General features: G+C 61.0%; 19 protein-coding genes and 1 riboswitch. Of the genes, 13 read left to right on the forward strand and 6 right to left on the reverse strand.

What is annotated here, in order from left to right:
* Positions 1-10: 10 nt before the first annotated feature.
* Entirely contained in the window at positions 11-706 is a 696-nt protein-coding gene (locus tag U1A24_RS08350) for a type 1 glutamine amidotransferase (RefSeq protein WP_322321521.1), read from the reverse strand.
* A gap of 72 nt (positions 707-778) precedes the next feature.
* On the opposite strand from U1A24_RS08350, the gene U1A24_RS08355 reads away from it, so the two are divergent.
* The 7 genes from U1A24_RS08355 (at position 779) to U1A24_RS08385 (ending at position 6,768) form a co-directional block, all read left to right on the forward strand.
* On the forward strand, positions 779-2,035 hold the full coding sequence (locus tag U1A24_RS08355; RefSeq protein ID WP_322321522.1) for a cytochrome P450: 1,257 nt from the start codon (positions 779-781) through the stop codon (positions 2,033-2,035).
* Between the two features lie 42 nt (positions 2,036-2,077).
* Entirely contained in the window at positions 2,078-3,379 is a 1,302-nt protein-coding gene (locus tag U1A24_RS08360; protein WP_322321523.1) for a glutamine synthetase family protein, read from the forward strand.
* Positions 3,380-3,521: 142 nt separating this feature from the next.
* Positions 3,522-3,833, forward strand: a complete 312-nt coding sequence (locus U1A24_RS08365) for a 2Fe-2S iron-sulfur cluster-binding protein (protein WP_322321524.1) — start codon at positions 3,522-3,524, stop codon at positions 3,831-3,833.
* Between the two features lie 60 nt (positions 3,834-3,893).
* Positions 3,894-4,424 carry an isopentenyl-diphosphate delta-isomerase gene (gene idi / locus U1A24_RS08370; RefSeq protein ID WP_322321525.1) on the forward strand — a complete coding sequence of 177 codons (531 nt, stop codon included), beginning with the start codon at positions 3,894-3,896 and terminating at the stop codon, positions 4,422-4,424.
* Positions 4,425-4,463: 39 nt separating this feature from the next.
* Positions 4,464-5,321, forward strand: coding sequence for a ParB/RepB/Spo0J family partition protein (locus tag U1A24_RS08375; RefSeq protein ID WP_322321526.1), 858 nt, complete (start codon positions 4,464-4,466; stop codon positions 5,319-5,321).
* Between the two features lie 521 nt (positions 5,322-5,842).
* The gene (locus U1A24_RS08380; protein WP_322321527.1) at positions 5,843-6,055 is read left to right on the forward strand and encodes a hypothetical protein; all 213 of its coding nucleotides are present in this window, start codon (positions 5,843-5,845) and stop codon (positions 6,053-6,055) included.
* A 68-nt stretch (positions 6,056-6,123) separates the two neighbouring features.
* Complete coding sequence (locus U1A24_RS08385) at positions 6,124-6,768, forward strand: hypothetical protein (RefSeq protein WP_322321528.1); 645 nt, start codon at positions 6,124-6,126, stop codon at positions 6,766-6,768.
* A 116-nt stretch (positions 6,769-6,884) separates the two neighbouring features.
* Here the strand turns inward: U1A24_RS08385 and aroC are convergent, their stop codons facing one another.
* A complete protein-coding gene (aroC, locus tag U1A24_RS08390; protein WP_322321529.1) occupies positions 6,885-7,985 on the reverse strand; it encodes a chorismate synthase in 1,101 nt (366 codons plus the stop codon).
* Between aroC and U1A24_RS08395 the strand changes: the two genes are divergently transcribed.
* The 5 genes from U1A24_RS08395 to U1A24_RS08415 all read left to right on the forward strand — a co-directional run bounded on the left by U1A24_RS08395 (position 7,962) and on the right by U1A24_RS08415 (position 12,970).
* Positions 7,962-8,585 carry a RidA family protein gene (locus tag U1A24_RS08395; RefSeq protein ID WP_322321530.1) on the forward strand — a complete coding sequence of 208 codons (624 nt, stop codon included), beginning with the start codon at positions 7,962-7,964 and terminating at the stop codon, positions 8,583-8,585. The two genes, aroC and U1A24_RS08395, sit on opposite strands and share 24 nt — an antisense overlap.
* 90 nt (positions 8,586-8,675) lie before the next feature.
* Positions 8,676-9,410, forward strand: coding sequence for a helix-turn-helix transcriptional regulator (locus U1A24_RS08400; protein ID WP_416173475.1), 735 nt, complete (start codon positions 8,676-8,678; stop codon positions 9,408-9,410).
* 217 nt (positions 9,411-9,627) lie between these two features.
* A riboswitch (TPP riboswitch) is annotated at positions 9,628-9,750 on the forward strand.
* A 37-nt stretch (positions 9,751-9,787) separates the two neighbouring features.
* Positions 9,788-10,771 carry a thiamine ABC transporter substrate binding subunit gene (gene thiB, locus U1A24_RS08405; protein WP_322321532.1) on the forward strand — a complete coding sequence of 328 codons (984 nt, stop codon included), beginning with the start codon at positions 9,788-9,790 and terminating at the stop codon, positions 10,769-10,771.
* Positions 10,747-12,291 (forward strand): thiamine/thiamine pyrophosphate ABC transporter permease ThiP, encoded by a 1,545-nt coding sequence (locus U1A24_RS08410; protein ID WP_322321533.1) that lies wholly within the window; start codon positions 10,747-10,749, stop codon positions 12,289-12,291. Before thiB ends, U1A24_RS08410 begins: the two co-directional genes overlap by 25 nt.
* On the forward strand, positions 12,278-12,970 hold the full coding sequence (locus U1A24_RS08415) for an ATP-binding cassette domain-containing protein (RefSeq protein ID WP_322321534.1): 693 nt from the start codon (positions 12,278-12,280) through the stop codon (positions 12,968-12,970). Before U1A24_RS08410 ends, U1A24_RS08415 begins: the two co-directional genes overlap by 14 nt.
* Before the next feature lie 68 nt (positions 12,971-13,038).
* On the opposite strand, the gene U1A24_RS08420 is transcribed toward U1A24_RS08415, so the two are convergent.
* The 4 genes from U1A24_RS08420 to U1A24_RS08435 all read right to left on the reverse strand — a co-directional run bounded on the left by U1A24_RS08420 (position 13,039) and on the right by U1A24_RS08435 (position 16,588).
* Positions 13,039-13,827 (reverse strand): cytochrome c1, encoded by a 789-nt coding sequence (locus U1A24_RS08420; protein ID WP_322321535.1) that lies wholly within the window; start codon positions 13,825-13,827, stop codon positions 13,039-13,041.
* Positions 13,828-13,846: 19 nt separating this feature from the next.
* Entirely contained in the window at positions 13,847-15,160 is a 1,314-nt protein-coding gene (gene petB, locus U1A24_RS08425) for a cytochrome b (RefSeq protein ID WP_322321536.1), read from the reverse strand.
* 12 nt (positions 15,161-15,172) lie between these two features.
* Positions 15,173-15,733, reverse strand: a complete 561-nt coding sequence (gene petA, locus U1A24_RS08430; protein ID WP_322321537.1) for a ubiquinol-cytochrome c reductase iron-sulfur subunit — start codon at positions 15,731-15,733, stop codon at positions 15,173-15,175.
* 246 nt (positions 15,734-15,979) lie between these two features.
* Positions 15,980-16,588 carry a glutathione S-transferase gene (locus U1A24_RS08435; protein ID WP_322321538.1) on the reverse strand — a complete coding sequence of 203 codons (609 nt, stop codon included), beginning with the start codon at positions 16,586-16,588 and terminating at the stop codon, positions 15,980-15,982.
* 149 nt (positions 16,589-16,737) lie between these two features.
* On the opposite strand from U1A24_RS08435, the gene U1A24_RS08440 reads away from it, so the two are divergent.
* Positions 16,738-20,817 carry a WG repeat-containing protein gene (locus U1A24_RS08440; protein WP_322321539.1) on the forward strand — a complete coding sequence of 1,360 codons (4,080 nt, stop codon included), beginning with the start codon at positions 16,738-16,740 and terminating at the stop codon, positions 20,815-20,817.
* Positions 20,818-20,822 lie beyond the last annotated feature (5 nt).

Genomic DNA, 20,822 nt, shown 5'->3' on the forward strand with positions numbered 1-20,822 from the left:
TCTAAACGGCCTAAAGTAACGGTTCCACGGCGGCTTCCTCAAAGAACCGCACCATCCGCGCCGCGATCACATCCAGGTCCGACGCAACCGCCAGAGACGCCCGCGCCCGCGCCGCCACTTCCGCAGGCAATTTATCCGCATATTCCGCCACCAGCGCGGTCATGAACCCCTGCGTCATCTCGGGATGATACTGCGTGGTCAGCACGCTCCGCCCAATCGCAAAGCTTCCCACCGCACAATCCGCATTGCCCCCGAGCACCACCGCCTCCTCTGGCACCGCCAAAACTTGCTCTCTATGCGCCGCGTAGAGCCGCATTTGCGCCCCCTCCATCACCGTATCCACCGCCCCAAACACCCAACCGCCGGGGTTGTCGCCAACCAACCCGCCCAAAGCCACCGCAATCGCCTGATGCCCAAAGCACGCGCCAAACAACGGCTCTCCGCGCGCCACGATCTGCCGGATCAGCCCCAACAACCGCCGCACCCAAGCGTCCGAATCATGCACCGAGGCCGGGCTGCCGGTGATGATCCAGCCGTCAAACCGCGCCGCATCCGCCGGAAACTCGCCATCCTTCACCGAGAAACTGCTCATCCGCCACTCCGGCCGCAGCCCCTGCAACAGGCTGGCAAACTTCGCGCCATCCTTCGGATGCGCCTGCGCAAAGTCGCTCTCATCGGTGTTCGCCACCAGCACCGCAATATGCATAATCTTTCTCTTTACATATTTATGAACATGTATAGCATATTTATAAATCAGCCCCACGGCAAGCGAGGAAATATGACGCTCTGGACCCCCACTGACGATGGCCATGCCAATCTGTCCAGCCATGATGCCTTCGCGCAGGGTGCACCGCTGAACACCTTCGCCCGCCTGCGCCGCGAGGATCCGATGCACTGGACCGACTATGCCCAAGGCGAAAACTACTGGTCCGTCACCCGCCACGCCGATATTCTGGAACTCAACCGCCAGACCGATCTGCTGTCTTCCGCCCGTGGCATCCGCATCGAGGATCAGTCTTACGAAGAATATCTCGCCCGCCGCACCTTTCAGGAAACCGACGGCGCCGAGCATATGGCCACCCGTATCCGTGTCGCCAAAGCCTTCTCGCGCCCGGTGATCGCGCAGTTTGAACAGGTGATCCGCGACATCTGCATCGACATCCTTGATAATACCCTGCCGAAAGGCACTTTCGACGCCACCGCCGAAATCGCCCGCCAACTGCCGATGCGGATGCTGGGCCGCATCATGGGCACGCCCGACGAAGACCTGCCGTGGCTGGTTGCCAAAGGCGATGCGCTGATCGCCAACACAGACCCGGATTTCACCACCCATGTCCTCGACAAGATGACCACCGATGAATTCCGCATGATGCCGTTCAACTCCCCCGCCGGGGCCGAGTTGTTCGTCTATGCCAAAGACCTGATGGCCCGCAAAGCCGCTTCCGGTGACCGCTCGGGCATCTTGCCACTGATCATGGAACCCGCCGCCGATGGCACGGTGATGCCGGAACACGAATTCCGCAATTTCTTCTGCCTGCTGGTCGCCGCCGGCAACGACACCACCCGCTATTCCATCGCGGCTGGTCTGCAAGCCCTTGCCCATCAGCCCGAACTGCTGCCGCTGCTGCAATCCGGCACCGTCTGGGATACCGCCCCGGATGAAATCATCCGCTGGGCCACCCCGGCGATCTATTTCCGCCGCACCGCCACCCGCGATTTTGACTACCACGGCAAGCAGATCAAGGCGGGCCAAAAGGTGGTATACTGGTTCCTGTCCGGCAACCGCGATGAGACCGCCTTCGACAATCCGATGCGCGTCAACCTTGCCCGCCAGAACAACCGCCACATGGCTTTCGGGCAAGGCGGTCCGCATGTCTGCCTTGGCATGTGGCTCGCCCGCCTAGAGGTTCGTGTGCTGTTCGAAGAACTTGCCAAACGCATCCGCAAGATCGAACCTGCGGGCGATCACAAATACCTGCGCTCGAATTTCGTCGGCGGGCTGAAATCTTTGCCCGTCAGCGTCACGCTCAATTAAGCGACTAAAAAGCGGCCATCAGAGCCGCCTCAGGGAGTTACCATGACCGATCACCCCCAGCGCCTGCGCGCGATGTTCTGCGATCACCTGTCGATCATGCGCGGCAAATACCTGCCCGCCAGCAAGTTGAAAGACGACGAAAGCCGCTTCGCCCGCCCGACCTTTTCGGTGCATTACGACAAAGACCTGCTGATCGAAGCCCCCGGCACCAAGTGTCTCGAAGGCCTCCCCGACATGGCCCTGCGCTGGAAGGGCGACGAAATCCGCCAAGGCTGGGAGCCGAACACCAAAGTCGTGACCGGAGACCTCTACGCCGCCGATGGCACCCCGATCCCGATGTGCCCGCGCTCTGCCCTGAAACGCGCGGTTGCCGCGTGGGAGAAACACGGCCTGACCCCGAAAGTCGGCATCGAGCTGGAAGCTTACGCCTTCATCCGCGACGAAAACGGTCAGATCGTGCCCTACGACACCCCCGGCGGCGTGGTCTATGGCACCGGAAATTTCAGCGATCCCAAGCGCTTCACCGATGCGATCTGGAACAAGGCGCAGGAGATCGGCCTGCCGCTGGATCTGATCACCGCCGAATATGACACCCCGCAATATGAATTCACCCTGACCTTCGGCCCCGCTGTCGATCACGTCGATACTGTCGTGCTGTTCCGTCAAATGGCCCGCGAAATTGCTTGGGATCATGGTGTGATCCTCAGCTTCCTGCCGAAACCAATCCCCGGCAAAGGCGGCAATGGCATGCACATCAACCTGTCTTTCTCCGATGCCAAAGACCACAACGCGCTGGCCAATGGCGATCATGGCGACCCGAACAACCTCAACCCGCTCGCCAAAGGCTGCATCGCCGGCTGGATGCAGCATCACAAAGCCATGGCGGGCCTGATCGCCCCCAACGCCCAATCCTATAACCGCCTGCAACCTGCCAGCCTGTCGGGTTATTGGTGCAACTGGGGCGGCGACAACCGCAACGTCACCGTCCGCGTCTCTGCCGAAGGCGGCAAGAAGGCCCGGCTGGAACACCGGATGGCCGATGCCACCTCAAACCCCTACACCGCTACAGCCACCATACTGCAAGCCGCCCTGCTTGGCTTTGAGGGCAAATATGCCCTACAGCCGATGGAATCCGGCAACGGCTTTTCCTCTAACGACGCCACCCAAGGCACCGCCGCCTCCCTTTCCGAGGCGCTGAATGATCTGGAAGCCGACACCCCCCTTACCACCGCCGTAGGCGCAGGCTTGGTCGAAAACCACCTCTATATGAAACGCGCCGAGGTTGAGAAAACCGCCCTGCTTGATCCCGACGCCCTGCGCGATTGGTACATCTGGTATCTGTAGCCCGCCAATCCCTTCCAATCGGTAAACACACACGAGTGCGGCGCGAAAATCGCAAAGAATCCTCTGCCGCTTTCACATTGGCATAAATATCCCGGAGGCCCGGGGGCTGGCCCCCGGCATCTCCGCCAAACCGGAGCGTTATATGCAAGCCACCTGGCATCTCCCCAACGGTCAAACCGTCACCGCAACCGTCAAACCCGGCCTCAACCTGATGGAAGCCGCCGTCGCCAACAACATCCCCAATGTCATCGGCGAATGCGGCGGCTCGCTGTCTTGCGCCACCTGCCACGTCGTCGTCGATCCCGCATGGGCCGCCCGCACAGGCCCCCCCAGCGGCTTTGAAGACGACATGCTCGACGTCACCGACGCCGACCGCCAGCCCACTTCCCGCCTGTCCTGCCAGATCAAAATGACCGAAGCGCTGGATGGCATCATCCTGCACGTTCCGGGCTGATCCCCCTTGCAAACCGCCCGCGCCCGCGCCACACCCGGCAAAACCGCGAGAAGGCCCGTCATGACCCTCATCCCCGCCTGGATCAACGGCACCCTCACCGCCACCGATAAACTCGAAACCCACCGCCGCGGCCTGCGCCACAAGGCGGTCTCGGTCTTCGTCCTCTCGGGCGATCACGTCCTGATCCAGCAACGCGCCCTCAGCAAATACCACACCCCCGGCCTCTGGGCGAACACCTGCTGCACCCACCCGCACTGGGACGAACCCGCGATAACCTGCGCCCACCGCCGCCTGCACGAAGAACTCGGCCTCACCAACCTGCACCTCACCCCCGCCGGCCAAGTCGAATACCGCGCGCCCGTGCCCCCCGACATGATCGAACACGAACTCGTCGAGATCTTCACCGCCCACGCCCCCCGCACCCTGCACATCACCCCCAACCCCAGCGAAGTCATGAACACCGCCTGGGTCCCCCTCGCCAAACTCCTGCACGACACCCAAACCACCCCCGAAATCTTCACCCCTTGGCTGCGCATCTACCTGCACGACCACCCCGAAATCCTACAGCGCGCCCAGATAACCCAACCTTAACCACGCCCCGGCACCCTGCACCCCAGACAGGAGGCCACCATGCACCCCGACATCACCCAGATCCCCACCGCCGAAATCCTCGAAAACGCCCTGCTGCGCGACCGCTCGCACCTCGACACCGCAGCGCTTGAAGACCTCGCCGCCTCCATCGCCCGTGATGGCCTGCGCCAACCCATCGAGGTCTGGGCGCTCTCCCAACCCACCGAAACCCACCGCTACGGCCTGATCTCCGGCCTGCGCCGCCTCACCGCCACCCGCCTGCTGCACAGCCGCAACCCCAGCGCCCACACCACCATCCCCGCCTTCCTGCGCACCCCCGCCTCGATCCCCGACGCGATGGCGCAAATGATCGCCGAAAACGAAATCCGCGAAAACCTCACCCCGTGGGAGCGCGGCCTCACCCTCGCCACCTGCGTCGCCCAAGACCTGTTCCCCACCATCGACGCCGCCATCGCCGCCCTGCACCCCACCGCCACCAAACAAAAACGCACCCGCCTGCGCACCCTCGCCCTTGTGGCCGAGGAGTTAGAGGATGCCTTCACCACCCCCGAACTGCTCTCACAAAACCAGATCGAGCGCCTCGCAGCCGCCCTCCGAGGCGGCCTCACCCCCCTCATCCATCAGATTCTCAAGGAAAACCGGAGCTATAGCCTGCCCAGCCAATGGGCCGCCCTGATCCCGACGCTCGCCGAGGCCCTCGCCCCCGAGTCCGACCCCACCCCCACCAAACCCGGCCGCCCGCGTCGGCTGCTGACCCTGAAACAGGGGCTGACGATAAGGCGAGAAGTCTGCCGCAACGGCTGGATCATGCGCTTCACCGGGCCGGAAGCCCGCAAAGCAGGTTTGATCGACGACATTTTCGACGAAATCGAGCGGCAGTTTCAGCCGAGGGGGTGATCAGGGCGAGGAGGGGCCACTGAGAGTTGTGATGATGAAATTAATGACTATTTAACTCGATGATGAGAAGCTTGCGCTTGTCGACGGCTTCTTCAGCCCCATATGTCAAGAGTAAAGGTTGCTTGACTGACGTGCGGGCGAGCGGCTCGCGACGGCGAAAAGTGTGCCGAATCAGTCGCTAGAAGCGATGTACGGTTTGTCAAGATATTGTATGTTGTGCAGGTATAGGTGTAGAACTGTGTCAAGCCCCTTGACGCGGAATCAATCAAATAGGGGTAAGAGAAGTACAAACGATGACTAAAAGACTTAGCGGAGAAGCGCGTTCGACTGAAGCAGTCGAGGGCGCGATTGTCTTGGCGGTGCTTACCGCTGAGAGAGGGCCGCGGACTGAAGGCGTGACAAAGAATTGCCGCATTGGCGGCGTAGCTGGGTCTGAAGGATGCACGAGTGGCTCACATGTTGAGAGTCTCATGAGCACTTTTCTGGACACTGTTGAGTTTAGGCGGACAAAGGAGGCGACGATGTTTGATGATGCAGAAACTGGTGTGAAGTCCCTCTATCAGGCTAAGTGCCGCGACGAGGGCCTAGTCGATGTCAAGTTTCTTCACAAGAATCTTGATGAAGGCAGTCGTGAGCAAGTTCTTCAAGACCTACTCAATATACAAAACGCTATTTCGCAAGGCCAGACCCAACCACTCGATTTTGGTGACTTTAGCCTTAAAAAGGCCATATAAGCACAAGCAGTTGACTCTTACTTCTTCGCCGTATAGCCATAATTTGGGCCACGGCGAGAGGTAAAATTTTGTCTGACAAGCTGTTAAAGTTGTTTGATGCTTTTTACCAAGCCAAGCGAGTTAATCATTATTATTGGATGCACACTGACGGCGATGAAGCCGGCGGGAAAGTTAGTATTGAAAACCTTCAGTGGATTATCCAAACCCTCACAGGCTTTGTAATTGAAAAGAAGACTGTGAAGGTAAAAAGTGATTTCCATCGGGCGTTTGTCGAGCGTCATGAGGAAGGCAAAGTTAACAAAATTTGGGTTATGGAAGGCGAACACATCACTTGGCAACGGTTTGCAACTGTAAAAGAGATGTGCCATTTGCTTGTTGACCAGACCGGAGACCATCAGCCAGACCCTTGCCAGACAATTGATAGCTTAAAAAATGGTTCGGGGCTTTTCGATGACTTCTCGGTTCCAGAGGCTGACTCAGAACGGCTTGCTGAGATCATCGCGACCGAACTGATTTACCCGTTAGAGTATCGCAAACCGGATCGTGACAAAGTGCGAGAAGGGGCCTCAACCATTGATCAGATAGCAGAGTTGCGTGGCGTACCAAGCAAGTACATTTCGCTTGGCATTAGCGACACTTGGATAGCTGTCTGCGAAACGATTTGGAAATCGTTGAAAGATGTTGATCCTGCGAACTTGAACGAACACTTGTGAGGATACGTGCGCGTTCAGGGCGTAACCTATTACAATAGTAGAGGCATAACAAATCCTTAACGCCTCACCCCAATCCACTGATATAAAACAACAAAAAAAGGTCCCGAGTTGGGACCCTACCCGATCCGGCCCCGAACCCCGCCGGTCTGGCCCCGGTCCAGCAAAAGATGGTCGGCCAGAACGCAGGCCATCATCGCCTCCCCCACCGGAACCGCCCGGATCCCCACGCAAGGATCGTGCCGCCCCTTGGTGACCAGATCAATCTCCGCCCCGGTCGCATCAATCGTCTCCCGTGGCGTCAGAATAGACGAGGTCGGCTTCACCGCGAACCGCACCACCACCGGCTGCCCGCTGGAAATCCCGCCCAAGATCCCCCCCGCATGGTTCGACAAGAACTCGGGCCCATCCGCCCCCATCCTGATCTGATCCGCATTCTCAACCCCGGTCAACGTCGCGGCATCGAACCCGTCCCCGATCTCCACCCCCTTCACCGCATTGATCGACATCATCGCCGCCGCCAGATCCGAATCCAACTTCCCATAAATCGGCGCCCCCAACCCCGCAGGCACCCCCGAAGCCGTGACCTCAATCACCGCCCCCACCGAATTGTGGTCCAGCCGCAACCCATCCAGATAGTCAGCCCACTCCGGCACCGCGACCGGATCAGGACAGAAGAACGGGTTCCTCCCAATCTCCCCCGCATCAAACCGCGACCGATCAATCCCCATCACCCCCATCCGCACCATATACCCGCTGATGCGAACCTGAGGCGCCAACGAAGCCAACACCGCCCGAGCAACCCCCCCCGCAGCCACCCGCGACGCCGTCTCCCGCGCCGAAGACCGCCCACCCCCGCGATAGTCCCGGATCCCGTATTTCTGATGGTAGGTGATATCCGCATGCCCCGGCCGAAACGCCTGCGCGATGTTGCCGTAATCCTTGCTGCGCTGGTCGGTGTTCTCAATCATCAACTGGATCGGCGTCCCGGTTGTGACCCCCTCAAACACCCCCGACAGAATCCGAACCTCATCCGCCTCTTTCCGCTGCGTGGTGAACTTGCTGGTCCCCGGTTTCCGCTGATCCAGCCAAGGCTGCAAATCCGCCTCGCTCAACTTGATCCCCGGAGGACAGCCATCCACCGTGCAACCAATCGCAGGCCCGTGGCTTTCGCCCCAAGTGGTGACGCGAAACAGATGACCGAAGGTGTTCAGGCTCATGGGCAGGCTCCTCTTTGTTCCCCCAATAAGCCAAGCCCGCGCCAGACAGAAGATTTTTCGCAGAAAAATCGACACGCGGCTGAAATCCCCAAGCGACGCTTCCGCAAAAAACCTGCGCGGTGCGGCTTCACTCCTGACACCACGCTGTCAGCAGGGCTGTGCTTCTTACTGGACTGTGAACAACGTGATGAGGAAGCACAGGCTATGAAAAGAACACCAGTCAATCCGTGGCCGTGGTCGCTGAAGCTTGGTTACAATCAGGGCGAAATCCTGCAAGCCGCTAACCGGCACCTGATCTGCGCCGGCCAGAGCGCCATCGACGCCGAGGGCAATCCGCAGCATCCCGGCGATATGCGGGGCCAGTTGCAGCTTGCGCTGGATAACGTAGAGGCTGTCTTGAATGCGGCGGGTATGGGTCTGGCCAATGTCACGAAGCTGACCATCTTCGCCACTGATGTCGACGCGGCCATGCAGCACTTCGACCTGCTCGGCATCCGGTTCGGCCGACTTGGAGCTGCACCGCCGATGACTTTGCTGGGCGTCACCCGACTGGCGATTTTGCCGCTTATGATTGAGATTGAGGCGACCGCCGCCGACTAGCCGCAATGCCCTTTCAGGCCGTCCTCGCGCCAGATGTCCGGCGCGGGGATCCGGTATCGCGCGCTCAAGACTCGCGGGAACGGGCGCTGCATGCTAGAGAATAGCTCCGAGCCACCCTGCTTGGATGAACGCAGAAAGGGGAAGCCCATTCGCCGCGCAGAACGCCTTTTCAGATTGGTTAACCAAATGCGGGGCCGTGGTGTCAGCCGGGCAGATGACCTTGCTGCGCATCTGGAAGTCAGCAGCCGCACCATCTACCGCGACATTGCCCATCTTCAGGCCTCTGGTCTTCCGATTGAGGGCGAGGCCGGTGTTGGCTATCTGTTGCGGCCCGGTTTTGACCTACCAAGTATGACCTTCACCTATGACCAGTTGGAGGCACTGGCCGTCGGGCTTTCCTTTGCAGAGGCTGCGGGCGATCCGGCGTTGATCTTGGCCGCCCGCGAAGCCCGCGCAAAAATTCAAGCCAGCATGCCGCAGCCCGAGGCGCGCAAACTGGCCGATGCGCCGTATTTCACGTTGCGCCAAAATTCCCATGCTCCGCCACATGCAGCGTTGCTGCGCGCTGCGATCCGCAAGCGGTTCGTGGCGCAGATGATCTACAGGGGCGCAGGCGGAGAGTGCTCTGATCGCCGTGTCCGCCCTCTGGCGATCTGGAACTTGAGCGATGGCTGGATGTTTTCGGCTTGGTGCGAACTGCGGCAAGGTTTTCGCACCTTCCGGTTCGACCGCATCGCAGAACTGGCTTTGACCGAGGACAGGTTTGACGATGATCCTGCAGCCGGATTGCGCGCTTTCATGGCGCAAGATGAGTGTGCGGCATAGGATCATTGAGCGATGGCTGCTGTGTCTCAGCAACATTGCGGGCTTAACGCACTTAAATGCTTGCCAGACAAAGAGTGTTACGGGGGTGCAAACCCTAAAATTTGGTAAACTGCACACCCATAACCCATTGAAATCATAGCCGCACGCATCGTGTCCACGCGTGGACACGCCTCATCCCAAACTCCCCCTTGCACCTAACACGGGTTTCCCTATGCTTCGCCCCACCTCGGGGTGCCCACGGTCGTTTTGTTGAAACGACCCGAAGGATGAGATGCAGCGATGCGGACCCGTTGAACCTGAACCGGATCATACCGGCGGAGGGAAGGTGCTGGATTTCTCCATCCCCGACCATTTCCGTCGCAACGTTGGAGAGACACATGACCACCAAACTCCTCGCTGCGGGCCTCGCTGTCATCGCCTCACAGGCGGCAGCCGACACCCCCGTTCTTACCGTGCTGACCTACGACAGCTTCACCTCTGAATGGGGCCCCGGCCCCGCAATCGAGAAGGGCTTTGAGGCCAGCTGTGGCTGTGACGTTCAATTCGTCACCGCAGGCGATGGTGCCGCTTTGCTGGCACGGGTTAAGCTGGAGGGGGCGGACAGCAAGGCCGATGTCGTGGTCGGCCTTGACACCAACCTGACCGCTGCGGCCACGGCAACCGGGCTGTTCGCGCCGGTCACGGCCCAGCCCAACACGCTTCCGGTGCCGTTCGAGGATGCAAATTTCGTGCCGTTCGACTGGGGCTACTTTGCCTTCGTCTATGACAAGACCAAGGTGGCCACCCCGCCAAGTTCGTTCGAAGAACTGGCGGCGTCTGATCTGAAAGTGGTGATTCAGGATCCGCGGTCTTCCACACCTGGTCTGGGGCTGGTTCTGTGGGTGAAGGCGGCTTACGGCGACAAGGCCCCGCAGGTCTGGGCCGATCTGGCGGATAACATCGTCACCGTGACGCCCGGCTGGTCGGAAGCTTACGGCATGTTCACCGAGGGGCAGGCCGATATGGTGCTGTCTTACACCACCTCGCCCGCCTATCACCTGATCGCCGAGAATGACGATAGCAAGGCGGCGGCGGCGTTTTCAGAAGGGCATTACATGCAGGTTGAAGTGGCGGGCAAGCTGGCCTCGTCGCAACAGTCCGCGCTGGCGGATCAGTTTCTGGCCTATCTGACGGCGGATGCGGCGCAGTCTGTGCTGATCACCACGAACTGGATGTATCCGGCAAAAACCCCGGCGGAGGGCTTGCCGAAGGGCTTTGAAACGCTGGTGCAGCCCGCGAAATCCCTGCTGATGTCGGCATCTGAGGCCGACGCTGCCCGCGCACCCGCGATTGCGGAATGGCAAGCCGCGCTGTCGCAATAGGCCCAGCCCTTGGGCTGAGTCTTGCCATCGCCGTGCTGATTTTAGGCAGTGCGGCGATGGTGGCCGCACGCGCGGACAGCTTTGCCTTGGCCCCGGCGGATTGGCAGGCCCTGCGGTTTACCGTGCTGCAAGCCAGCCTTTCGGCGGGGATTTCAAGCTTGCTGGCGATCCCGGTCGCCCGCGCCTTGTTTCGCCGCCGCTTTCCGTGGCGGGGGGTATTGATCCGGCTGCTGGCGGCCCCGTTTGTGCTGCCGGTTGTGGTGGCTGTGATGGGGCTGCTGACGGTGTTTGGCCGGGGTGGGCCGATCAATACCGGGCTTGAGTGGCTGGGGCTGCCCGAGGTTTCGATCTTTGGCCTGCATGGCGTGGTGTTGGCGAATGTGTTCTTCAACATGCCGCTCGCCACCCGGATGTTGCTGCATGGTTGGCAGTCGATCCCGGCGGAGCGGTTTCGTCTGGCGAAATCGCTGGGATTGCCGCCCTCCGCGCAGTTCCGGCATCTGGAAGCACCGATGTTGCGCGCACAGCTTCCGGGGATTTTCGCGGTGATCCTGTTGATTTGTCTGGCGAGTTTTGCCATCGCGCTGATGCTGGGGGGCGGTCCGAAGGCCAGCACGCTGGAGCTTGCGATCTACCAATCCTTGCGGTTTGAATTTGATCTGGGCCGCGCGGCCATGCTGTCGGCAGTGCAATTTGCGCTCTGTGCAGGCATCACCCTGCTGGCGGCGCGGATGACCTTGCCGCAGAACTTTGGTGCCGGATTGGGGCGCAGCCTTGACACCCTCGCGCCGCAAGACTGGCGGGAGGGGGTGGATGCGCTGACCATTGCGGCCGCCGCGCTGTTCCTGTTTGCACCGTTGCTGGCGGTGGTGATCAAGGGGTTGCCCGGTTTGCTCGATTTGCCCAGCGGGCTGTGGCCCGCGGCACTGCGTTCGGTGTCTGTTGCTGCGGTGTCGGCAATTCTGGCCTCGGGCGTGGCGCTGATCTTGGCGACAGCTGCCGCACGCAGCCGCAGTCGGATGATCGAGCTTGCCGCCATGCTACCGCTTTCGGCGAGTTCGCTGGTGCTCGGCACCGGCTTGTTTCTTGCGGTCCGCCCCTTTGTGACGCCGGAAACCCTAGCGCTTCCGGTGACAGTGCTGGTCAATGCCACGTTGACATTGCCCTATCTGTTTCGCCTGCTGTTGCCCGAGGCCCGCCAGTTGGAGGCCGATTATGGCCGTTTGACCGCCACGTTGGGTCTGCCACGCCGGTCGGAGTTGCGGTTTATCACTTTGCCCCGGCTTGCGCGGCCTTTGGGCTATGGCGCGGGGCTGGCGGCGGCGTTGTCGATGGGCGATCTGGGGGTGATTGCGCTGTTTGCAGGGGATGGCGGCGCAACCTTGCCGCTGTTCGTGCAGCATTTGATCGGGGCCTATCGGTTGCAACAGGCCGCCGCTGCGGCATTGATCCTTGTGGCGCTCAGCTTTGCCTTGTTCTGGGCCTTTGACCGATTGGGAAGCCGCTATGCTGACGCTTGAAACGCTGGTTTTGCAACAAGATGACTTCCGGCTGACAGCTGACTGGCAGGTCGCGGCGGGCGAGCGCGTGGCGCTGATCGGCCCATCGGGTGCCGGAAAATCGACGCTGCTGATGGCTTTGGCCGGGTTCTTCGCGCCGGCGCAGGGGCGCGTGCTGTGGCAGGGCCGCGATCTGGCCGAGATTGCGCCGGGGGATCGGCCGCTGACCATTCTGTTTCAGGATCAAAATCTGTTCCCACATCTGACGCTGGCGCAGAATCTTGGGTTGGGTCTGTCACCGACCCTGCGGCTGAGTTCTGCGCAGACCGCGCAGATCGACACTGCACTGACACGGGTGGGCCTTGCAGGCATGGGGGCACGCAAGCCGGGGCAGCTTTCCGGCGGGCAGCAGGGCAGGGCGGCACTGGCACGGGCCTTGCTACGGGCGCGGCCCGTGCTGCTGCTGGATGAGCCTTTTGCCGCCTTGGGCCCCGCCCTGAAGGCGGAGATGCTGGAGCTGCTGGACGAAGTTGCCACCGCCACCGGGGCTGCGGTGCTGATGGTTACGCATGATCCCAGCGATGCCAAGCGCTTTGCCGACAAGACGGTGTTGGTGGCGGACGGCGTTGCGCAGGCGCCGGTGGTTACAGCAGAGCTGTTCGCCAATCCGCCGCAAGCCCTGCGCGATTACCTCGGGTAGCCCATCAAGGCCGGGCATTAAAAAACCCCGCGCGAGGCGGGGTTTTTCCGACAGCAATGATCCAAAGATCAGTGCACTTTCTTGCCTTTGATGCCAGCCCACAAACGCTTGTTGGACAGATACAACAGCGAGGACAGGATGATCAGGAACAGCACGGCTTTGAAGCCAACGTCCTTGCGGTCATTCAGCTTCGGTTCTGCCGACCACATCAGGAAGGCCGACACGTCTTCCGCCATGTGCTTCACGTCATTCGGCGCGCCATCGGCGAATTCCACCTGACCATCGCTGAGCGGCGGGGACATCGCGATCCAACCGGTCGAGAACGCGTGGTTCTCATAGAAGGTCGTTCCGGCTTCTTCTTTGGTCTCACCGGTGTAGCCCGCCAGAATAGCGACGATATACTCGGGGCCGCCCATGCCTTTGAGAACCTGGTTGATGCCCAGGCCATAGGGGCCGTGGAAGCCTGCACGCGCCTTTGCCATCAGCGAAAGGTCAGGCGCGCCTGCTGCGGTGTTGGCCGGGAAGTGATCGGTCGGCAGACCTTCACGATCTTCGCCGGTTTCCTTGTCGACCACGGTGAAGGCCTTGGCGTAAGCGCGGACCTGATCTGCTGGCAGGTGCGGACCACCTTCGTCCGACAGGGCACGGATCGGCACGAACTTCAGGCCGTGGCAGGCAGAGCAAACCTCGGTGTAAACCTGAAGCCCGCGTTGCAGCTGATGCTCATCATAAGTCCCGAACGGGCCCTCAAAGCTGAAGGCCACGTCCTCGATATGGCCGCCACCTTCGGCAGCGAGCGCCACGCCTGTCATCAGACCCAGTGCAGAGACAGCGCTGATTGCGATTTTGCGAAACATCTCAGTCAGTTCCTTTCTCTCACTCAGCCGGATCGGCGTAGTGCGACTTGAAGTCTTCTTCGATCGTGGCGGGTTGCGGCAGCGGTTTTTCCATCACACCCAGCAGCGGTAGGATGACAAGGAAATAGCCAAACCAGTAGAACGACGCGAACAGCGAGATCCACGGATAGATGCCATCGGTCGGCATGGCGCCCACCCACATCAGGATCACAAAGTCGATCACCAGCAGCCAGAACCAGCCCTTGAACATCGGGCGATACTTGCCCGACCGCACCGAGGAAGTGTCCAGCCACGGCACCAAAGCCATCACCGCGATTGCACCGAACATCGCCAGAACGCCGAAGAATTTGGCGTCGATGATGCCGAAGGAGAGGAATTCGACCACTTGCACCACGAAGACATCGGCGGTGAAGGCGCGCAGGATCGCGTAGAACGGCAGGAAATACCATTCCGGCACGATATGCGCGGGCGTCGAAAGCGCGTTGGCTTCGATGTAGTTGTCCGGGTGGCCAAGGAAGTTCGGCATGAAGCTGACGACTGCGAAGAAGATCGCCAGAACGACGGCCAGCGCGAACAGGTCTTTGATCACATAGTAGGGCCAGAACGGCACGGTGTCTTTCGCGGCCTCTTCCTTCGAGGTGCGCCGGACTTCAACACCCGTCGGGTTGTTGTTGCCGGTGTTGTGGAACGCCCAGATGTGCAGGGCCACAAGTGCTGCGATCACGAAGGGCAGCAGGTAATGCAGGCTGAAGAAGCGGTTCAGCGTGGGGTTGCCGACCGCCGGGCCACCCAGCAGCCATTCCTGCAAGACTGGGCCAATGCCGGGGATCGCGCCGAACAGGCCGGTGATCACGGTGGCACCCCAGAACGACATCTGACCCCAAGGCAGAACGTAGCCCATGAAGCCGGTCGCCATCATCGCCAGATAGATCAGCATGCCGATGATCCAGGTCACTTCGCGCGGGGCTTTGTAGCTGCCGTAGTACAGGCCGCGGAAGATGTGCAGATAGACGGCAAAGAAGAACAAAGACGCGCCGTTGGCGTGGATGTAGCGCAGCATGTAGCCGCCGTTCACATCGCGCATGATATGCTCGACCGAGGCGAAAGCGAAATCGACATGCGGCGTGTAGTGCATCGCCAGCACAATGCCGGTGACAATCTGAAGCCCAAGGCAGAACGCCAGAACGATGCCCCAGATCCACATCCAGTTCAGGTTTTTCGGCGTCGGGATCATCAGCGTGTCATAGGCAATCGCGACAATCGGCAGGCGGTTGTGCAGCCAGGTCTGAAAGCCCGGCTTCGGTTGGTAATGGTCGTGCGGAATTCCGGCCATGATTTCTGTCCCTTACCCGAGCTTGATCGTGGTTGCGTTTTCGAACTTCGCCACCGGAACCGGCAGGTTGCGCGGTGCCGGGCCTTTGCGAATGCGACCAGCCGTGTCGTAGTGCGAACCGTGGCAAGGGCAGAACCAGCCGTCGAACTCGCCCGCGTCACCCAAGGGCACGCAGCCAAGATGGGTGCAAACGCCCATCATCACCAACCACTCACCCGCTTCATCCAGCGTGCGGTTTTTGTCTTCTGCCGTGGCCGTAGGGTCGAGGTTGGCGTTCTCGGCACCGGTGTCGGGAAGATCGGTCAGTGCAACCGCGCGGCCCTTCTCGATGTCATCGGCGTTGCGGCGGCGGATGAACACCGGCTTGCCGCGCCATTTCACGGTGATCTGCGTGCCAACGGCGACGCCCGAGATATCAACCATGATCGACGCCAAAGCGCGGGTGTCCGCCGAAGGGTTCATCTGATTGACCAGCGGCCAAACCGCCGCGCCAGTGGCAACAACGCCCGCCCCGGCGGTTGCGTAATACAGGAAATCCCTGCGGGTGCCTGCGTGATCGTCTGCGTGGGACACGAGAACTTCTCCCTTCAAAGGCCGCAAGGCGCGCGGCCGATATATAGCTGCGGCCCCGGTTTCCCGGAGCCTTACACGGCGGGTTTAGCCACAGAACGCGCGGGCGTCCAGCGGACAAAGACGCACAGGGGCGGCGGAAATCAGCTTTTCCTGAAGTGCGACCTTGAAGCTACGCAATTCATTCCTATCCACCGCCCGATTTAGGCTTTCCGGCGAAATTAAAGCGATTTTGTCAGGTTTATCACCTCAGATCGCCACCGGTTTTGTCGCCTGCATGGCCGGACGTTTGGCAAATTCGGCCTGCCAAGCCGCCAGCTTTGGCCGCCCCTGCCGCCAGTTCCGCGCGTCCAGTCGGAAATCGAGGTATTCCAGCGCACAGGCCAGCGCGAACTGCGGCATGTCCAGCGGGCTGTGCAGGTGATCCATCCACTCTGCCTCGATCAGATCCAGTGCACGGCTGGCCTTGGTCCATTGCGCCTCGATCCATTCGGGAAACTGCTTGTCTTCGGGGCGCAACCGCACTTCATAGACCATCGCCAGGGCGGCTTCGAGAATGCCGTCCACCGTCGCCTCCCGCGTCAGGGTCTGCCACAGCGCGGGGGCGGAGGGATACAGCGTGCCACCCGCCAGATCGTTCAGATACCGGCAGATCACGCGGCTGTCGTAGATCACTCCGGCATCGGTTTGCAGCGCGGGGATCTTGCCCAGCGGGTTCTGCGCCACTGGCAAACTACCGGGGGCCAGCGGCGTGCCGCTGACATGTATCACCTCGACCTGATCCTTCAGGCCAAGTTCCAGAATCACCACCATGACCTTGCGGCCGAAGGGGGTGGCGGGCGAGTGGTAAAGCAGCATGGGGTCTCCAGTATGCAAGGCCGTGATTCGCGGGGCCGATCGGGGTTTGCGCCAGTTAAGCCGTCCTCTGGTCCGCATGACAACACTTGTCAGTTGCCAACTGCCGCCGCGCCATCGCAGGCTGCGAACATCCTTGCCGGAGCTTTGCTGTGCGCGCCCTTGTCCTTGCTGCCTTTCTCGCCACGCCTGCGGTGGCTGAAGATGCCTTTCAATGGGTGGTTCAGCCCGGTTTTCAAGACGCTGGTGCCGCGCATCACGGCGTGGTGCCGCTGAAGCAGGGCGATCTCTGGGGGCTGATGGGGCGTGACGGCCAATGGCTTGCCCCCCCGCAGTATCAGGCCGTTGGCGATCCCGGTGAGGGGTGGTTTCCGGTGCAGAAGGCGGGAAAGTGGGGAGTCGTCGATGTGAACGGCGCCGAGGTTGCGGGCTTCGACTATGAGTCCATTGGCAAGCCCGCCACCTATACCCCGTTCCGGTATCAGGGCCAGTGGTATGCGCTGGCGCCCAGTGGCAATTTTGAACCCAATCCGCTGCCGTTTGACACGTTTCTTGCCAATGATGGCAGCTGCATCACTGGCACCCAGAACAACAATTTTGTCAGCTATTCGGGTGGCACAGAGCCTTTCACTCAGACTCTGCCCGAGGTGCAAGACGCGCTGCCGCCGTCCGAAGGCTTTGTCGCGATCAAACTGCCGGGCGGCTGGGTGCAGCTGAACTGTGCCGATGGCTCGTCGGTGGTGGGCGATGATGCGCCCTTCCCGGCGATGCGCGGCGTCAGTGACAGCCATGCGGCAGTGCAGGGCGATCAAGGCTGGGGCTATGCCATCCCCTACGGTGTCGGCATCGAGTTTGGCGGCGATTATACGGCGGCGGGCGATTTTTCCGAAGGTTTGGCCCCGGTGCAGATCGCAGGTGGAAAATGGGGCTATATCAACGGCCAGAATGAACTGGTGATCCCGCCAGAGTTTGACCGCGCCTATGGCTTTGCCGATGGGCTGGCAGGCGTGCTGATTGGTGACAAGCGCGGCTTCATCACCCCTGACGGCACATTGGTGGCCCAGCCGCAGTTTGATGATTTCTGGCGGCATCACGGTGGCGTCGTCCCCGTGCGTATCGGCGATCTGTGGGGGGTGATTGCCCCGGATGCGACTGATCCGCTGACCCGCTTCAACCTGCCACTGGCCAATCTGACCGCAGCCCAGGCCCAGCAGCCGAAGGGGTTCGATCTGGTGCCGTCAAACCCGCATTACTATGTCGCGCAAGACGATGTCTCGTTGCACTCCATCAGTTTTGCGCAGGATGGCACAGCAATGCTGACCGTACTTGCCGCCAATTTCAACGCTGAACTGGCGCTGTGGGACATGCGCAGCCACCGCTTGATCCGCAAGGTCAAACAGCCCGACCTGACCCAAGCCATGCTGATCCCCGGCACAAATCTGATCGTGACCGGCTATGCCTCGGGTCATATCGCCGTGCTGGACGCGCTGACAGGCGCCGAAGTGTTCCGGCTGCATCCGTTCAAAGGCCCGGTGCTGGATATGGTTGTCTCGCCCGATGGCAAGATGCTGGCAATCGCTGACGGCACCACTATCCGCATCTGGGATACCACCACCGGGGCCAGCCAGCCACCGTTGTATGAGCCCGCACACAAGCTGCGCTTCACCGCTGATTCGACACAAATCTATGCTGCAACCCTGCGCGGCGGGTTGGTGCGGCTGGGGTTGGCTGGTGCGATCCTCGCCCGTGTGCCGGAAGGGCCGCCACCGGAATATCCGATGCAACTGACCTCTGCGGTGCCGACGATGGCGCTTGGCCCGGATGGCACCCTGGTGCTGGCGGGCAGCCAGTTGGTGCAGCAGCCGGATGGCTTTTACAAACCGCAGAACTGGTTGGATGTGATCACCGAAACCGGCAACCGCCGGATTGAACTGCCCGCCAATCTGGACCGGGTGATGACGCTGGATATCTCGCCCGATGGCAAAGTGCTGGCCTATTCCGGCACGCAATCCGATCCCTATGTCGCCTATCTTGCCAGCGTCAATCTGGCCGATGGCACGCTGATCGCTGGGCAAAGCCTTGATAACTCTAGCGAAGCGCAGGCAAAAGGCATGCCGCGCGCGCTGTCGGCGCTGGATCGGATCAGCTTTGCGCCGGATGGCGGCCTTGTGCTGATCGGCTCGGAAGGCACCGATATTCTGGCGGTTGATCCCGTCACCCTGACCAAACAAGCCACCTTCGCCACACGCCTTGCCATCGCGCAAAGCGGCACGGCCCTGCTGGACGGCCATCGCTTTTTCACCAGTGACGGCGGCGGCACGGTCTGGGTCTGGGATCTGGCGCAAGGCCGGCTTGAGGCACGGGTGGCGATGGCTGATGCGGGCTTTGGCGTGGAAGAGCAGATCGAGCCTGCGGGGGATCGGTTTTACCTCTATTCTGGCCTTGAAGAAGGTGCGGCTGCGGCGTTTGACATGCAGACGCTGACACAAATCCCCCTCAGCCAGGATGAGATCAACACGCTTCTGGCCGATATAGATTACGACCCGTCGTTGCCCTATTCGGATGAGATGAACGCGCAACTCAGCCAACTGCCCGGCGGTGGCGCGCGCGCGGCTTTGTTGGGGGGACGCGCAGCGGTGATGCTTGATTCGGTTGGCATTCATCGCGCCTACGATCTGAAAACCGGGGCGCTGCTGGCCGAGTTTCTGGCCACCCCCGATGGTGAATGGCTGATGCTGACGCCGGAAGGCTTCTTCGCAGCCTCGCCGAACGGCGCGCAGCTGGTGTCTGTGTCCAATGGTCTGCGGGCGTTCTCGGTCGATCAGGTTTATCAGGCCTTGTATCGCCCCGATCTGGTGGCGGCCAAACTTTTGGGCGACCCGGAAGGGCTGGTTGCCAAAGCCGCTGCCGAATTGGACCTCGCCCGCGTGTTAGGCTCTGGCCCCGCGCCGATCACCCGGTTCAAACTGCCGACAGCGAAATCCTCTGACCCAGAATATGAGGTCGAGATCGAGTTGCAAGACGAAGGCGGCGGTATTGGCCGCATCGAATGGCGGCTGAACGGCATGACTGTCGAGGTGCAGCCAACCCGTGCCCCCGTCGCCTTGGACGAAGACCTGCCCACCGCGAAAGCCCGCGTGGCGCTGGACCCCGGCGACAATATCATCGAGGTGGTGGCCTATAACGCGGCGGGCCTGCTCGCCTCGCCCCCCCGCCAGATGACCGTGACATGGGACGGCGTGGCCAGTTCCGAACCGCCCGCGCTGCATGTGCTGGCGGTGGGGGTGAACGATTATGCCGATGGCCGCCTCCAGTTGAAATACGCCGCAGCCGATGCGCAAGCCTTTGGCAATGCGATGAAAAAATCCGGCGCTGGGCTGTTCAAGACGGTCAACGTCGTCACCCTGCTGGACAAGGATGTGACCGAAGCCAAACTGGACGCCGCCTTCACCGAAATGGGCAAAAAGGCGAAATCGCAGGATGTGTTCCTGTTCTTCCTCGCGGGCCATGGCAAAACGGTTGAGGGCAAATATTACTTCATCCCACAGGATTTCCGCTTTGAAGGCGATGATCCGATCCGTGATCGCGGCATTGATCAAGACCGCTGGCAGGAATGGGCGGCGCGGGTGAAGGCGAAAAAATCGGTGATGATCTATGACACCTGCGAAAGCGGCAGCCTGACCGGCACCCGGTCTGTTGATGCCGCGATGGCGCAGTCGGCGGCGGTAGAACGGCTGACGCGGGCGATGGGGCGCACGATTCTGTCGGCCTCGACCGACGATGCCCCGGCGCTGGAGGGCTACAACGGCCATGGCGTGATGACCTGGGCGATGCTCGATGCGATGGGCAAGGCCGATACCAATGGCAATGCCACCATCGAAGTGACCGAACTTGCCAGCTTTCTGGATGTGACAGTGCCCGAGGTATCCTTTGCCGCTTTCGGGCTGCGGCAAATGCCGCAAATGTCGATCAAGGGGTCTGATTTCGCTTTAGGATCAATGGTTTCCGTGCTGGATGCCAGCGCAGAAAGTTTCCCCGCGACTCTCAGCCATGTCGTCGAGGGCGGCACCGATGTGCTGGACGCACCCGGTGGGGCGGCGGTTTTAGTGATCGAATCCGGGGTGTTTTATGGCGTCTACAAGATCGAGGAAAAGGACGGCTTCGTGCGGATTGCCAAGGATGGCACGGCTTTGGGCTGGGTCGCGGCAAGCGCGCTGACCCCGTTGCAATAGCGGCG

It is taken from the genome of Cypionkella sp., assembly GCF_034376685.1.
Lineage (GTDB): Bacteria > Pseudomonadota > Alphaproteobacteria > Rhodobacterales > Rhodobacteraceae > Cypionkella.

Excerpts from the sequence above, each read along its gene's own strand:
- U1A24_RS08350 (WP_322321521.1), bottom strand. The coding sequence starts at position 706 with ATGCATATTGCGGTGCTGGTGGCGAACACCGATGAGAGCGACTTTGCG.
- U1A24_RS08355 (WP_322321522.1), top strand. The coding sequence starts at position 779 with ATGACGCTCTGGACCCCCACTGACGATGGCCATGCCAATCTGTCCAGC.
- U1A24_RS08360 (WP_322321523.1), top strand. The coding sequence starts at position 2,078 with ATGACCGATCACCCCCAGCGCCTGCGCGCGATGTTCTGCGATCACCTG.
- U1A24_RS08365 (WP_322321524.1), top strand. The coding sequence starts at position 3,522 with ATGCAAGCCACCTGGCATCTCCCCAACGGTCAAACCGTCACCGCAACC.
- idi (WP_322321525.1), top strand. The coding sequence starts at position 3,894 with ATGACCCTCATCCCCGCCTGGATCAACGGCACCCTCACCGCCACCGAT.
- U1A24_RS08375 (WP_322321526.1), top strand. The coding sequence starts at position 4,464 with ATGCACCCCGACATCACCCAGATCCCCACCGCCGAAATCCTCGAAAAC.
- U1A24_RS08380 (WP_322321527.1), top strand. The coding sequence starts at position 5,843 with ATGTTTGATGATGCAGAAACTGGTGTGAAGTCCCTCTATCAGGCTAAG.
- U1A24_RS08395 (WP_322321530.1), top strand. The coding sequence starts at position 7,962 with ATGACCGAAGGTGTTCAGGCTCATGGGCAGGCTCCTCTTTGTTCCCCC.
- aroC (WP_322321529.1), bottom strand. The coding sequence starts at position 7,985 with ATGAGCCTGAACACCTTCGGTCATCTGTTTCGCGTCACCACTTGGGGC.
- U1A24_RS08400 (WP_416173475.1), top strand. The coding sequence starts at position 8,676 with ATGCTAGAGAATAGCTCCGAGCCACCCTGCTTGGATGAACGCAGAAAG.
- thiB (WP_322321532.1), top strand. The coding sequence starts at position 9,788 with ATGACCACCAAACTCCTCGCTGCGGGCCTCGCTGTCATCGCCTCACAG.
- U1A24_RS08410 (WP_322321533.1), top strand. The coding sequence starts at position 10,747 with ATGGCAAGCCGCGCTGTCGCAATAGGCCCAGCCCTTGGGCTGAGTCTT.
- U1A24_RS08415 (WP_322321534.1), top strand. The coding sequence starts at position 12,278 with ATGCTGACGCTTGAAACGCTGGTTTTGCAACAAGATGACTTCCGGCTG.
- U1A24_RS08420 (WP_322321535.1), bottom strand. The coding sequence starts at position 13,827 with ATGTTTCGCAAAATCGCAATCAGCGCTGTCTCTGCACTGGGTCTGATG.
- petB (WP_322321536.1), bottom strand. The coding sequence starts at position 15,160 with ATGGCCGGAATTCCGCACGACCATTACCAACCGAAGCCGGGCTTTCAG.
- U1A24_RS08435 (WP_322321538.1), bottom strand. The coding sequence starts at position 16,588 with ATGCTGCTTTACCACTCGCCCGCCACCCCCTTCGGCCGCAAGGTCATG.